Raw genomic sequence first — 14,489 nt, 5'->3', positions numbered from 1 at the left:
CGGACGAGGCGACCGGCGACGGTGACACGGGTGGGGACGATTGTGGAGCGGTGTCGCACCGCATCACGTGACGCGATGCCGGCTTCGCGCGGCGCGGCCGGACGATCGACCGGCTCCGCGACGCGACAGCCCGGCTCAGCGTCCGATCGTCGACGCGCGCACGACGAGGTCCGCGGCGATCACGGGCGCCGGTGCCGCCGTCCGGCCCTCGATCTGGGCGAGGAGTTGCTCGGCCCCGGCACGACCGAGCGCCTCACCGGGCAACCGCACACTGGTCAGCGGCGGATCGCTGACGACGGACGAGGCGAGGTCGTCGAACCCGACCACGGCGAGTTCGCCGGGCACCGGCATACCCATCGCCCGCGCCGACTGCAGCACCCCGTAGGCGTGCGTGTCGGTCGCGCAGACGAGCGCCGTCACCCCGGCGTCGCGCCACCGCGGCCAGCTGTCGACGAACGCCTCCGCCGCCGCGGCCAGGTCGATGATGCTCTCCGCCCGGTCGTCGGCATGCACCCGCATCCCGCGGAGCGCGGCCTCCCGTTCGAGGAGCAGCCTGCGGAGGCGGAAGGTGTCGGTCGCCGTCCGCCCACCGAGGTAGCCCAGCTGGCGGTGCCCGAGCACGTGCAGGTGGTCGAGGAGCGCGCGCACCCCGCCGAGGAGGTCGAAGTCGACCGAGACGGCGCGGCGGTCCGTCGACGGAGCACCCGAAGCCGCCTCGACCGTCGAAGCGGGAAGCCGAGGAGCGTCGAGGAGCACGAGTGGAGTGTCGAGCCGCAACTCATCGAGGAAGGCCTCACTCGGAGCGTCGACAACGACCCCGGCCGGCCGGAGCGCCGCCAGCCGTCCGAGTGCTGCGGCGGTGGGAACGTCGCCCTCCCCCGTCACCGAGACGAGGAGCTGGTAGGTGTCACCGAGCCCCTCACGGAGCCCGCGGATGACCGCGCCGAAGTACGGGTTCGAAGCATCCGGGGTGACGAAGACGACGAGGTTGCTCGATCCGCTCGCAAGCGCCCGGGCAGCGTGGTCGGCGACGTACCCGAGCTCCGCGATCGCCCGACGGACCCGCTCGGCGTTCCGCGCCGAGACATGGCCGGCGTCCTTGCCGTTGGCGACGAGCGACACGGTCGCGACCGACGTCCCTGCACGCTCCGCGACCATCGCGGCGGTCACCCGACGGGCGCCGCGCGGGCTGGGATCGTTCGACGCGTCAGTCACCCGTCGATCGTATCGGGCGCCGGAGCCTCGGGGCTGATGGCCCGGATTGGCGAACCTAAAGCGCTTGACGTAAACTGCTCGCGGCGCACCTGAAGCGCTTTACGTCCGTCGCGGCTCGCACCGCGCCGGCACCCCAACGATGTGGAGAACCATGCCCCGCAAGATCATCCTCGACTGCGACCCCGGCCACGACGACGCGATCGCCATCCTCCTGGCGCACGGCAACCCGGAGATCGAGCTCCTCGCCGTCACCACCGTCGTCGGCAACCAGACGCTCCCGAAGGTCACCAGGAACGCCCTCGCCGTCGCCCGCATCGCCGGGATCACCGACGTGCCCTTCGCAGCCGGCGCCGACCGCCCCCTCGTGCGTCCGCTCGAGAACGCCCCGGACATCCACGGCGAGTCGGGCATGGACGGCCCCGTCCTCCCCGACCCCGCGATCGAGCTCGACCAGCGGCACGCCGTCGACCTCATCATCGACCTCGTGATGTCGCACGAGCCCGGCGAGATCACCCTCGTACCGACCGGCGGCCTGACGAACATCGCCCTCGCCGCCCGCAAGGAGCCGCGGATCGTGGACCGCGTGAAGGAGGTCGTCCTCATGGGCGGCGGGTATCACGTCGGCAACTGGTCGGCGGTCGCCGAGTTCAACATCAAGATCGACCCGGAAGCCGCACACATCGTCTTCAACGAGGCCTGGCCCGTCGTGATGGTCGGTCTCGACCTGACACACCAGGCCCTCGCGACGCCCGAGGTCGTCGAGCGCATCGCCGCTGTCGGCACCGGCCCGGCGCGGTTCGTCGTCGAGCTGCTCGAATTCTTCGGCACCACCTACAAGGACGCGCAGGGCTTCGACAGTCCGCCCGTGCACGACCCGTGCGCCGTCGCCTACGTGATCGACCCGACGATCGTGCGCACCGTGAAGGTCCCGATCGACATCGAGCTCACCGGCACGCTCACGCTCGGCATGACGGTCGCCGACTTCCGCCACCCCGCCCCGGACGACTGCAGCACCTGGGCCGCGACGGATCTCGACCACGCCCGCTTCTGGGGACTCGTCACCGAAGCTCTCGAGAACATCGGGCAGGTCGAGCTGTGAGCGCCTCCTCCGGCACCACCGGCACGACGCCCGCGGTCCGCATCGGCGCACTCATGGCCGCGCTGCTCGCGGCCTGCGTCGCCTTCCAGCTGAACGCCAGCATGCTGAGCCCGGCGCTCGTCAGCATGGCGCGCGAGCTGAACACCGACGACGCCACCATCGGCCTCTCGCAGACGATGTTCTTCACCACCGCCGCCCTGTTCTCCGTCTTCCTCCCCCGCCTCAGCGACATCGTCGGCCGCAAGCGCGTCCTCACCGGGATGCTCGTCGTCATGCTCATCGGCACCGTCGTCGCGGCCCTCGCCGTCAACGTCGAGATGCTGTTCGTCGGCCGCATCATCCAGGGCGTGTCCGGGCCGGTCGTGCCCATCACCTTGCTCATGCTGCGTGCGGAGGTCACCGACCCCAAGCGGTACGGCGCCATGATGGGCCTCATCACCGCGGTCAACGGCGGGATCGCCGGGATCGACGCCCTCGCGGGCGGCTGGCTGGTCACCAATCACGGCTTCCGGTCCGTCTTCTGGACCATGGCCGTCGTCGCAGCGGTCGCGATCGTCTTCGTCATCCTGTGGGCGGCGAACTCGCAGCCCTCGAAGGGCACGCGGATGGACTGGTGGGGCGTGCTCCCGCTCGTCGTCTCGATCGCGGCACTCCTCACCGCGTTCAACGAGGCCGGCAAGCTCGCAGCAGCGAACTGGTTGCTCGTCGGCGGCTTCGTCGTGGTCGCCCTCGTCGCGTTCGCGATCTTCTGGACCGTCGAGAACCGCGTCGCGGAACCGCTCGTGGCGACCAGGTACCTCCGTCAGCGCAGCACGTGGGCCCTCCTCCTGACGACCCTGCTCACCATGACCGGGGTCTTCGCCGTCGTCAACGGCCTCGTCACCTCCATCGCGCAGAACGCCGACGCGGGGTTCAGCATGGAGGCCGACCTCGCCTCCCTCGCATTCCTCACGCCGTATGCGCTCGTCGGCTGGATCGTCGGTCCGTTCGCCGGTCGTCTCGCGCCGACCATCGGCTACCTGAACGTGCTCCGCATCGGACTCGTCGGCAGCATCGTCTCGATCGTCGTCATGGCGCTCGTCGGCGTCCATTCCCTGCCGGTCCTTATCGCGACGACGGTCCTCATCGGCGCGACGTACGCGGGTATCGGCAACATCATGCTCAACGGGCTCGGCATCGTCCTGTCGCCGAAGGAGAACCCGGGGTTCCTGCCCGGGCTGAACGCGGGCGCCTTCAACCTGGGCGCCGGTCTCAGCTTCGTCGTGCTTCCGGCGGTGCAGATCGCCGTGGCGCCGAACGGCGGGACGTCGACCGCGGGATACACGAGTGCCATGCTGGTCGGCGCGGGCATCACCGCCGTCGCCCTCCTGGTCTCGTTCCTCATCCCGAAGCCGGCGAGCGCCGAGGTCCGTCCCGCCGATCCCGTTTCGGCGAGCTGAGAGAGGAACATCATGCAGGGTCCACGCATCGTCGTCGTCGGGTCGTTGAACGCCGATCTCGTCGTCCGCACCGCCCGCTTCCCCCAACCCGGTGAGACGCTCACCGGTTCCGAACTCGCCGTCATCCCCGGCGGGAAGGGCGCCAACCAGGCGGTCGCCGCCGGACGACTCGGCGGCGACGTCACGATGGTCGGCGCGGTCGGTGACGATGCGAACGGTTCGATGCTGCTCGAGTCGCTCTCGGACGCCGGCGTCGACGTGACCCGGATCGCGCGCCGGGACGACACGGCGACGGGTACGGCGGTGATCACCGTCGACGATGCCGGCGAGAACACGATCATCGTCTCGCCGGGCGCCAACGGCACGCTCGCGACGGAGCGGATCGGCGAGGCGTGGTCGGCACTGGACGGTGCCGGGGTCGTCTGCCTCTGCCTCGAGGTCCCACTGGAGACCGTGCTCGAGGCCGCGCAGCGCGGTGCAGCGGCAGGCGCGGTCGTCCTCCTCAACCTCTCCCCCTTCGGCCCCGTGCCCGAGGAACTCCTGCAGGCGACGGGCGTGCTCCTCGTGAACGAGCACGAGGCGGCCGAGCTCACCGGCGTCGATCCCGAGGAGTCCGGTTGGGCGGCGATGGCCTCCGCACTGCGCGACCGAGGTGTCCGACGAGCCGTCGTCACGACCGGGGCTGCCGGCAGCGTCGTGATCGACGAGGGGGCCGATGCGGTCGTCGTGCGGTCGCCGAAGGTCACCGCGGTCGACACGACCGGCTGCGGTGATGCGTTCATGGGCGCCCTCGCCCGCAGGCTCGCCGCCGGGGACACGCTCGTCGATGCGGCATGGTTCGCCTCGGCGGTCGGGAGCTTTGCGGCGACGGGAGCCGGCGCACAGGCCTCGTACCCGAGTGAGGAGCAGCTCGAGGTGTTCCGCGAGGAGCATCCCGTCGCCTCCGACTGAGCTGCAGCCTGTCAGGACGCCCGTGCCACCGGAACCCCGGAGGCGCGGGCGTTCTTGCATGACCCGGGCGTCGGCGTCCGACTCCGGGCGACATGGCACGAGATCACCCGCTCGAGCGTGTGACCGCCGGAGACGGAAGAAGGCGGCACCCATTGGGGGGAATGGGTGCCGCCTCTGCAGTGCCGGATTGGGGGGAATCGCTGGCACTGCATGCACGAATAAGTATTCGGCCGGGTTCAAGTGTACGCCAGTCGACCCGGAACACAAGCATTCCGATGGCCCCAGATCGAGTGGTTTCCCTACCATGCCCAGATCATTCACAGACTGGTCGCCGGAGTTTGTTCGGATGAGTGACAAATCCGCAACCGAGAACGCGCTACGCTCGTGCATGGCACGGACCCGGCCGCCGAAGCGCGGACAGGTCAGGAACGCGGATTCGCAAGGGAGCGAGAGACACACGATGAGCACTCACATCGACAGCCTGCTGCACGAGGACCGACGGTTCCCGCCGTCGGAGGCGTTCGCTGCGCAGGCGATCGCCGACGCCGGACTGTACGAACAGGCCTCGGACGACCGACTCGCGTTCTGGGCGGACCAGTCCCGCGAACTGCTCACCTGGAGCAAGCCGTTCACCAAGACCCTCGACTGGTCGAACCCGCCGTTCGCGACCTGGTTCGAGGACGGCGAGCTGAACGTCGCCTACAACTGCCTCGACCGACACGTGGAGGCCGGCAACGGCGACCGCATCGCGCTCCACTGGGAGGGTGAGCCGGGCGACAGCCGCTCGATCACCTACGCCGAGCTCACCGCAGAGGTCAAGCGGGCCGCCAACCTCTTCACGAGCCTCGGCGTCTCAGCCGGGGACCGTGTCGCCATCTACCTGCCGATGATCCCCGAGGCCATCGTCTCCATGCTGGCCGTCGCCCGCATCGGTGCGGTGCACTCCGTCGTCTTCGGCGGGTTCAGCGCCGACAGCCTCCGTTCCCGCATCGACGACGCCGAGGCGAAACTCGTCATCACGGCCGACGGCGGCTACCGCAAGGGCAAGGTGTCCGCGTTGAAGCCGGCCGTCGACGCCGCACTCGCCAGCCGCGGAGAGCTCGCGGAACAGGCGACGGTAGACCACGTCCTCGTCGTCCGTCGCGGCGAGAACGACGTCGAGTGGACCGCCGGACGCGACCTGTGGTGGCACGAGGCGATCGCCGACGCGGAGCCCGAGCACGACGCGCAGCCGTTCCCCGCGGAGCAGCCGCTGTTCATCCTGTACACCTCCGGCACCACCGGCAAGCCGAAGGGCATCCTCCACACCTCGGGCGGGTACCTCACGCAGACGGCGTTCACCCACAAGAACGTCTTCGACCTCCACCCCGAGACCGACGTCTACTGGTGCACGGCCGACATCGGTTGGATCACCGGACACAGCTACGTCACCTACGGCCCCCTCGCCAACGGCGCGACCCAGGTGCTGTACGAGGGCACGCCGGACGCCCCGCACCCGGGCCGCTGGTGGGAGATCATCGAGAAGTACGGCGTCAGCATCTTCTACACGGCGCCGACGGCGATCCGCTCGTTCATGAAGCTCGGCCGGACGATCCCCAAGCAGTTCGACCTCTCGTCGATCCGCCTCCTCGGTTCGGTGGGCGAACCCATCAACCCCGAGGCGTGGATGTGGTACCGGAAGATCATCGGGAACAAGCTCGCCCCGATCGTCGACACCTGGTGGCAGACCGAGACGGGCGCGATCATGGTCTCGGCCCTCCCCGGTGTGACCTCGACGAAGCCGGGCAGCGCGCAGGTGCCGATCCCCGGCATCTCGATCGACGTCGTCGACGAGGCGGGCGAAGCCGTCGGTGCCGGTGGCGGCGGGCTGCTCGTCGTGACAGAACCCTGGCCGTCGATGCTCCGCGGGATCTGGGGAGACCCGGAACGGTTCAAGGAGACCTACTGGGAGAAGTTCTGGGACGTCGAGGGCGGCCCGTTCTACTTCGCCGGCGACGGCGCCCGGCTCGACTCGGACCGCGACGTCTGGCTGCTCGGCCGCGTCGACGACGTCATGAACGTGTCCGGGCACCGGCTGTCGACCGCGGAAATCGAGTCCGCGCTGGTCGCCAACGAGATGGTGGCCGAGTCCGCCGTCGTCGGTGCGGCCGACGAGACCACGGGCCAGGCGGTGGTCGCCTTCGTCATCATCAAGGAGTCCCACCTCGAGCAGGCCTCGGGACTCGCGGACATCACGGGCGCCCTGCGCAGCTGGGTCGGCGAGCAGATCGGGCCGATCGCCCGACCGCGCGAGGTCTACCTCGTGAACGAACTGCCGAAGACGCGCTCGGGCAAGATCATGCGTCGCCTGCTGCGCGACGTCGCCGAGGGCAGGGAGGTGGGCGACACGACGACGCTCGCCGACACCACCGTCATGCAGATCATCACCGACAAGATGGTGAAGAACAGCTAGGCGAGTGCTCCAAGCACGAGAGCCGGACGGAATCGCTGATTCCATCCGGCTCTCGTGCGTCGACGCAGGGACTCGCTAGGCGAATTCGACGATGAGCTCCACCTCGACGGGCGAGTCGAGCGGGAGGACCGCGACGCCGACAGCCGAACGGGCGTGCACGCCGAGGTCGCCGAAGATCTCGCCGAGGACCTCGGAAGCGCCGTTGATGACGCCGGGCTGGCCGGTGAACGCCGGGTCGGAGGCGACGAAGCCGACGACCTTCACGATACGGGTGACGCGGTCGAGCGAACCGATCTGGCTCTCCACCGCGGCGAGCGCGTTGAGCGCGCAGGTGCGGGCGTACGCCTTCGCGTCCGCTGGCGAGACGAGGCCGTCGCCCTCACCGACCTTGCCGGTGGCCGGGAGCTTGCCGTCGGTCATCGGCAGTTGACCGGAGGTGAAGACGTGGTCGCCGGAGACGACCGCGGGGATGTACGCGGCCACGGGCGGGACGACGGTGGGCAGGGTGATGTCGAGCTCGGCGAGTCGATCGGCGATCTGGGACATGAGGGCTCCTCCGGGGCGTGCGGTCAGTCGGCGATGGGTCGTTTGAGGTAGGCGACGAGGCCGCCCTCGGGACCGGTGACGACCTGGACGAGTTCCCAGCCGTCCCCGCCCCAGTTGTTCAGGATGGCTGCCGTGTTGTGGATCATCAACGGCGTGGTGAGGTACTCCCAGCGGGTCATGTCTCTCCTCGATCGGGCGCTCCACACAGTGAGGCGGATGCGCAGGGGACGGACGTGGCGAACACCGGGTGAAGCTCGCTCACAGTTTCCCCGCTTACCTTCGATCCTATGCCTGAACCACGTACCCCCGCGAAGACGGTCGTGCAGAGCGTCCTCGGCTTCGTCGGCCTGAGTGTCGCCGCCGGTGTCCTCGCGACCGCTGCGGTCACCCCCGCCATCGCGATGACGGGCCTCGCCACGTCCACGGGCATCACCGTCTTCGACGGTCTCCCCGACTACCTCCAGCTCGACTCGCTCGCCCAGAAGTCGAGCATCTACGCGAAGGACTCCGCCGGCAACCCGGTGCTCCTCGCCTCCTTCTACGACCAGAACCGCATCGAGGACAGCTGGGACCAGATCTCCCAGTTCGCGAAGGACGCGGCCGTCTCGGCCGAAGACCCGCGCTTCTTCGACCACGGCGGCATCGACCTCGCGGGCACGGTCCGCGCCGTGGTCAACAACGCCGCCGGCGGGTCCACGCAGGGTGGCTCCTCGATCACGCAGCAGTACGTGAAGAACGTGCTCGTGCAGAAGGCCGAGGCGATCCCCGATGCGGCCGAGAGCAAGAAGGCCTACGAGGAGGCGACGGCCACGACCCCGGAGCGCAAGCTCAAGGAGATGCGGCTCGCGATCGGTCTGGAGAAGACGTACGGCAAGGAGGACATCCTCCGCGGGTACCTCAACATCTCCGGGTTCGGCGGTCGGGTCTACGGGATCGAGGCCGCCGCGAACTACTACTTCAACACCACCGCCGCGAACCTCACCCTGGAACAGGCGGCGACGCTCCTCGCGATCGTCAACAACCCCGAGAACCTCCGCATCGACAGACCGGACAACGCCGACAACGGGGCCGCGAACGGATACGCCCTGACGAAGACCCGCCGGGACTACGTCCTCGACCAGATGCTCAAGGAGGCGAAGATCTCCCAGGAGCAGCATGACGCCGCCATCGCGGTGCCGGTGACACCGACGATCGTGCCGCCGGTCACCGGCTGCTCGGCTGCCGCGTCGGCGGCCTACTTCTGCGACTACGTCACCAATGTGCTGCAGAACAACGAGATCTTCGGTGCCACCCAGGAGGAGCGCTGGACGAACTTCAAGCGCGGCGGGTACAGCGTCTTCACGACCCTCGACCTCGATCTGCAGGGCGCATCACAGGCCGCGATCGACGAGTACGTGCCGAAGACCACCACCGAGGCCGACCTCGGCGCCGTCTCGGTGAGCGTGCAGCCCGGTTCGGGACGCATCCTCGCGATGGCGCAGAACAAGGACTACTCACAGGACCCCGACGTGCTCGCGACGGGCGCCAACTACAGCGCCATCAACTACAACACCGATCAGGCCTACGGCGGATCGGCCGGGTTCCAGCCCGGGTCGACGTACAAGATCTTCACCCTCACCGACTGGCTGAAGGCGGGCAAGGGTGTGAACGAGTCGATCAACGCGAACCGCCGATCCGACTGGGGCACCTTCACCAACAGTTGTGTGCCGGGCGGGACGGAACAGGCCGAGGCCGGATGGAGCCCACGGAACGACGAGGGTGAATCCGGTTCGTACACGGTCCGTCGGGCCACGCAGCAGTCGATCAACACGGCCTTCATCGCGATGGCGCAGGAACTCGACCTCTGCGACATCAGCAAGACGGCCGAGTCGATGGGCGTGCACCGCGCCGACGGAGCACCGCTGAACAACTCCCCGGCCACGGTGCTCGGCACGAACGAGGTCGCTCCGTTGAGCATGGCGACGGCGTTCGCGACCCTCGCCGCCGGCGGCAAGACCTGCGACCCGATCGCCATCGACTCGATCACGAAGCCCGACGGCTCGACCGCCGAGGTCCCCTCGGCGAACTGCCGCCAGTCCGTCGACGCCAAGGTGGCGGCCGCCGCCGACGACGTCCTCCAGGGGGTGGTGTCGAACGGCACCGCCTCGGCCTCCGGCAGCCGCACCGACGGGGTCGGCGAACTGATCGGCAAGACCGGGACGACCGACAACGCCGAGGCGACCTGGATGAGCGGCGCGAGCACGACCGTCGCGACGGTCGTCGGCACGTTCAACGTCTCCGGGCACGTCAACCTCCGCGACACCTACATCGACGGCACGCAGGTCGCGTCGATGCGCCACCTCATCTGGCCGGAGATCATGACGGCCGCCCTGGCGAAGTATCCGGGTGGCGACTTCCCTGAGGCCGACCGCGCCACGCTGCAGGGCGACGGATCAGGTGGCAGCGGAGAGGATGCGACCCCGTCGCCAGCACCGACCGCCGACCCGACGCAGGCACCCACCCAGGCGCCGACACCGGCACCGGGCGACGAGGGCGGCACCGGCGGCACGGGTGAACCCGGTGAGCCGGCCGCGCCCGGGAACGGCAACAACGGCACCGGGAACGGCACCGGCAACGGCCCTCCGGATTGATCGGACGGACGGCGGGCGGGGCGGTCGGCTTCCCGACCTCCCGCCGCCGGCCCGACAACGATCGGGTTTCGACGTCGCTCTGAGCGGGCCTTTTTCAGGAATGTCGCTTAGCATCGATCCATGCCTCAACAACATCGCACGGCCACCGGTGTGCTCGGCGGCCTCCTGGGCTTCCTCGGGCTGAGCGTCGCGGCGGGTGTCCTCGTCACCGCGACGGTCACGCCGGCCCTCGCCGTCACCGGGATCGCGACCAACAGCACGATCAACGTGTTCGACGGTCTCCCCGACTACCTGGCCCTCGACGAGCTGGCGCAGAAGTCCAACATCTACGCGACCGACAGTGCGGGCAACCCGCAGCTGCTCGCGTCCTTCTACCAGCAGAACCGCATCGAGGTGGGCTGGGACCAGATCAACCAGTTCGTCAAGGACGCGGCGATCGCTGCTGAAGACCCGCGCTTCTACGAGCACGGCGGCGTCGACCTCACGGGAACGATCCGAGCCGTCGCGATCAGCGCGACGGGGCGCGATCTGCAGGGTGGTTCGTCGATCACGCAGCAGTACGTGAAGAACGTGCTCGTGCAGAAGGCCGAGGCCATCACCGACGAGGCCAAGATGAAGGCCGCGTACGAAGAGGCGACGAAGACGACTCCGGAGCGCAAGCTCAAGGAGATGCGCATGGCCATCGGCCTGGAGAAGCGCTACGGCAAGCAGGACATCCTGCGCGGCTACCTGAACATCACCGGCTTCGGCGGGCGCGTGTACGGCATCGAGGCCGCCGCCAACTACTACTTCAACACGACGGCGGCGAACCTCACCCTCGAGCAGGCGGCGACGCTGCTCGCCGTGGTGAACAACCCGTCGAACCTGCGCTTCGACCAGCCCGAGAACGAGGTGAACGGCGCGGCCGACGGCTACAGCAAGACGAAGGACCGGCGCGACTACATCCTCGGCAAGATGCTCGCCGAGAAGAAGATCACGCAGGAGCAGTACGACGCGGCGATCGTCACGGTCATCACCCCGACGATCACGCCGTCGAGCACCGGGTGCATCACGGCCGTGAACGTGAGCCCGGGAGCGGGCTACTTCTGCGACTACGTCACGCGGGTGTTCCAGAACAACCCGATCTTCGGTGCGACCGAGGACGAGCGCTGGGCCGCCTTCAACCGCGGCGGCTACGACGTGTTCACGACCCTCGACCTCGACCTGCAGTACTCGGCACAGACCGCGCTCGACGCCTACATCCCGCACGCGAGCGACCAGCTCGACATCGGCGCGGTGGCGGTGACGGTCCAGCCCGGAACCGGGCGCATCCTCGCCATGGCGCAGAACAAGGACTATGCGAGCGACGAGGACACCCTCGCCCTCGGGTCGAACTACTCGGCCGTCAACTACAACACCGACGTCGACTACGGCGGGTCCACCGGCTTCCAGCCCGGATCGACGTACAAGACCTTCACGCTGGCCGAGTGGCTCAAGGAAGGCCACGGCCTGAACGAGGGCGTCGACGGCCGCAAGCGATCGCCGTGGGGCACGTTCAAGGACTCCTGCGCCGACGGTGGCACCGTGTACGCCGGCTCCGACTGGAACCCCGGCAACGACGAGGGTGGCAACGGTGGCCAGTACACCGCACTCCAGTCGACGAAGCTGTCCATCAACACCGGCTTCATCGCGATGGCGAAGCAGCTCGACCTCTGCGGCATCCGCAAGACGGCCGAGTCGATGGGCGTCCACCGCGCAGACGGCGGGCCGCTGCTCCAGTCCCCCGCGACCGTCCTCGGTACCAACGAGGTCGCGCCGCTCAGCATGGCGACCGCCTTCGCGACCTTCGCGTCCGGCGGCACCACCTGCGACCCGATCGCGATCGACCGCGTCGTGAAGCCCGACGGCACCGAGATCCCGGTCCCGGCGGCCAACTGCCGCGTCGGCCTCGAGGCGAACGTCGCGGCCACCGCCAACGTAGCCCTGCAGGCCACCTTCAACGGCGGCACGACGAGCTCGTCGCGCACCGGCGACGGCATCCCGCTCATCGGCAAGACGGGCACGACCGACAACAACGAGGCCACGTGGATGAGCGGTGCCAGCACCCAGGCCGCGACGATCGTCGGTGTCTTCAATGCGACCGGCCACGTCAACCTCCGCCGCACGTACTTCGACGCCGGCCAGGTGGCCACGATCCGACACAAGATCTGGCCACGGATCATGTTGACCGCCAACGCCAAGTTCGGCGGCTCGGCGTTCGGCGACCCGGATCCGTCGCTGATCAACGGCCAGTCGGTCCAGGTGCCCGACGTCGCAGGCAAGACGATCGAAGAGGCGCAGAAGCTCCTCGAGGATGCCGGCTTCGGCTTCGCGAACGGCGGCGCCGGTGACTCCGCGCTGCCGGCAGGCCAGGCCGCGAGCACGAACCCCTCGGGTACGGTGCCGAAGGGCTCCATCGTGACCGTCTACACCAGCAACGGCCTCCTGGCGACCGTCCCCGACGTGAGCGGCGCCGCGAGTTACGACGAGGCCAAGGCGGCTCTCCAGAGCGCCGGGTTCGCGAATGTGGGCCAGAAGTGTGCGGTCGATCCGGCAGCCACGACCCCGAAGGTGACGGGGGTCGATCCCCCGGCGGGGACGGCGGCGCGCAAGGACGGCAAGGTCACCGTGACGGTCTCCAAGACCAGCTGTTAGCGGTTCGCGTCAACCAGGAGGGCCCGGTCGGACATCCCGACCGGGCCCTTCGGCGTTTTCCACGACGGGCGCTCCGAGGGTCCTCGGAGGGCGCACCCGGTACGCTCGGGGGACGGTCGGAACCACCCGACGACCGAGAAGGAGACGATCGATGGCGGCACCCATGAGCACCGGCGGCAGACTCGGCACCGCGGCGGCCGTCGTGGCCGGCCTCGGCGCCCTCACCTTCGGGTACGCGTCCCTCGTCGAACGCAACGCCTTCACGCTCCGCCGGGTGACCGCTCCGGTCCTGCCACCGGACGCCGAGCCGATCACCGTGCTCCACCTCTCCGACCTCCACATGGCTCCGTGGCAGCGTCGCAAGCAGGCCTGGTTGCGCGAGCTCGCCGAGCTCCGCCCGGACGTCGTCATCAACACCGGCGACAACCTCGGCCACGAGCACGGCATCGACGGCATCCGTGCCGCGCTGTCCGTGTTCGCCGGCGTCCCCGGCGCGTTCGTGCACGGCTCGAACGACTACTACGGTCCGAGCGCGAAGAACCCGTTCAAGTACTTCACGCAGACCTCCTCCAAGCACGTCTCCCCGACGACGCTCGACACCGGCGCGCTCGAGCGGTTCTTCATGGAGGACCTGGGCTGGCTGGACCTCAACAACGCGGTCGGCGAGATCACCGTCCGCGGGACACGACTCGACCTCTTCGGCGTCGACGACCCGCACAAGCACTTCGACCGCCTGGACACGTTGACGGCCCTCATCGACGAGCGGCTCGACGCGGAGACCCTCTCGACCGACGACCCCGCCCTGGCGCACACCGTGACGGTCGGCGTGATGCACGCCCCGTACCGCCGCGTGCTCGACGCGTTCGTGACGCAGGGGGCCCAGTTCATCTTCGCCGGACACACCCACGGCGGGCAGGTCTGCGTGCCCGGCTACGGCGCGCTGGTGACCAACTGCGACATCCCCCGCAAGCAGGTGAAGGGGCTCAGCGTGTGGCGCCACGCGCTCCGCTCCGCCTACCTCAACGTGTCGGCGGGCCTCGGGACGTCCATCTACGCGCCGGTCCGCTTCGCGTGCCGCCCGGAGGCGTCGCTCGTGACGCTCCTCCCCCGCCGCACCGCGGTCTGAGGCGGCTCGGGGCGTACACCGCCCTTCGACAGGCTCAGGGACCGAGGCGGGCGAGCGGAGCGCCCTTCGACAGGCTCAGGGACCGGAGCGGCCGGGCAGAACGCCCTTCGACAAGCTCAGGGACCGGGCCGGTGGACGGGCGGGTCTCCCAGGAAACAGAGAAGCCCGGCCGGACAATTGCTTGTCTGACCGGGCTTGTACTGTCGGGGTAGCGGGATGTGCAACCCGCCGGCTCGACGGTTCGCCATCCCGGAAAACAGAGAAGCCCGGTCGGATGATTACTCATCTGACCGGGCTCATACTGTCGGGGTAGCGGGATGTGCAACCCGCCGGCTCGACGGTTCGCCATCCCTGGGAA

10 protein-coding genes are annotated in these 14,489 nt (G+C 69.1%); 7 read left to right on the top strand and 3 right to left on the bottom strand.

Translation table 11 applies throughout. The features are described 5' to 3' along the window. Window positions 1-135: 135 nt before the first annotated feature. A complete protein-coding gene (locus tag QRN26_RS15630; protein ID WP_285037472.1) occupies window positions 136-1,215 on the bottom strand; it encodes a LacI family DNA-binding transcriptional regulator in 1,080 nt (359 codons plus the stop codon). 151 nt (window positions 1,216-1,366) lie between these two features. Between QRN26_RS15630 and uriH the strand changes: the two genes are divergently transcribed. From uriH to acs, 4 genes are all read left to right on the top strand, one after another. After that, a complete protein-coding gene (gene uriH, locus QRN26_RS15625; protein ID WP_056776324.1) occupies window positions 1,367-2,314 on the top strand; it encodes a uridine-preferring nucleoside hydrolase UriH in 948 nt (315 codons plus the stop codon). Next, window positions 2,311-3,753 carry a uridine transporter UriT gene (gene uriT / locus QRN26_RS15620; RefSeq protein ID WP_502927640.1) on the top strand — a complete coding sequence of 481 codons (1,443 nt, stop codon included), beginning with the start codon at window positions 2,311-2,313 and terminating at the stop codon, window positions 3,751-3,753. Before uriH ends, uriT begins: the two co-directional genes overlap by 4 nt. A gap of 12 nt (window positions 3,754-3,765) precedes the next feature. Next, entirely contained in the window at window positions 3,766-4,704 is a 939-nt protein-coding gene (locus QRN26_RS15615; protein WP_285037471.1) for a ribokinase, read from the top strand. A gap of 460 nt (window positions 4,705-5,164) precedes the next feature. Further along, on the top strand, window positions 5,165-7,156 hold the full coding sequence (gene acs, locus QRN26_RS15610; protein WP_285037470.1) for an acetate--CoA ligase: 1,992 nt from the start codon (window positions 5,165-5,167) through the stop codon (window positions 7,154-7,156). Window positions 7,157-7,231: 75 nt separating this feature from the next. Here the strand turns inward: acs and QRN26_RS15605 are convergent, their stop codons facing one another. Together QRN26_RS15605 and sp36 are read right to left on the bottom strand one after the other, a co-directional pair. Further along, complete coding sequence (locus QRN26_RS15605; protein WP_285037469.1) at window positions 7,232-7,702, bottom strand: RidA family protein; 471 nt, start codon at window positions 7,700-7,702, stop codon at window positions 7,232-7,234. A gap of 23 nt (window positions 7,703-7,725) precedes the next feature. After that, the gene (gene sp36, locus QRN26_RS15600; protein WP_164488328.1) at window positions 7,726-7,881 is read right to left on the bottom strand and encodes a Sp36 family protein; all 156 of its coding nucleotides are present in this window, start codon (window positions 7,879-7,881) and stop codon (window positions 7,726-7,728) included. A gap of 108 nt (window positions 7,882-7,989) precedes the next feature. Here sp36 and QRN26_RS15595 point away from each other — a divergent pair, with 108 nt between their 5' ends. The 3 genes from QRN26_RS15595 (at window position 7,990) to QRN26_RS15585 (ending at window position 14,131) form a co-directional block, all read left to right on the top strand. Continuing rightward, window positions 7,990-10,332 (top strand): transglycosylase domain-containing protein, encoded by a 2,343-nt coding sequence (locus tag QRN26_RS15595; RefSeq protein WP_056014519.1) that lies wholly within the window; start codon window positions 7,990-7,992, stop codon window positions 10,330-10,332. Window positions 10,333-10,452: 120 nt separating this feature from the next. Further along, window positions 10,453-13,005: a transglycosylase domain-containing protein gene (locus QRN26_RS15590; RefSeq protein ID WP_157579734.1), complete on the top strand. Its 2,553-nt coding sequence runs from the start codon at window positions 10,453-10,455 to the stop codon at window positions 13,003-13,005. A gap of 151 nt (window positions 13,006-13,156) precedes the next feature. Beyond that, complete coding sequence (locus tag QRN26_RS15585; RefSeq protein WP_235522508.1) at window positions 13,157-14,131, top strand: metallophosphoesterase; 975 nt, start codon at window positions 13,157-13,159, stop codon at window positions 14,129-14,131. Window positions 14,132-14,489: the final 358 nt, after the last annotated feature.

Origin of the sequence: Plantibacter sp. ME-Dv--P-095, assembly GCF_030209365.1 — a bacterium.
Taxonomy (GTDB): Bacteria; Actinomycetota; Actinomycetes; order Actinomycetales; family Microbacteriaceae; genus Plantibacter.
Note: the sequence above shows the minus strand (reverse complement) of the source record. Positions and strands in the feature narration are given on the sequence as shown.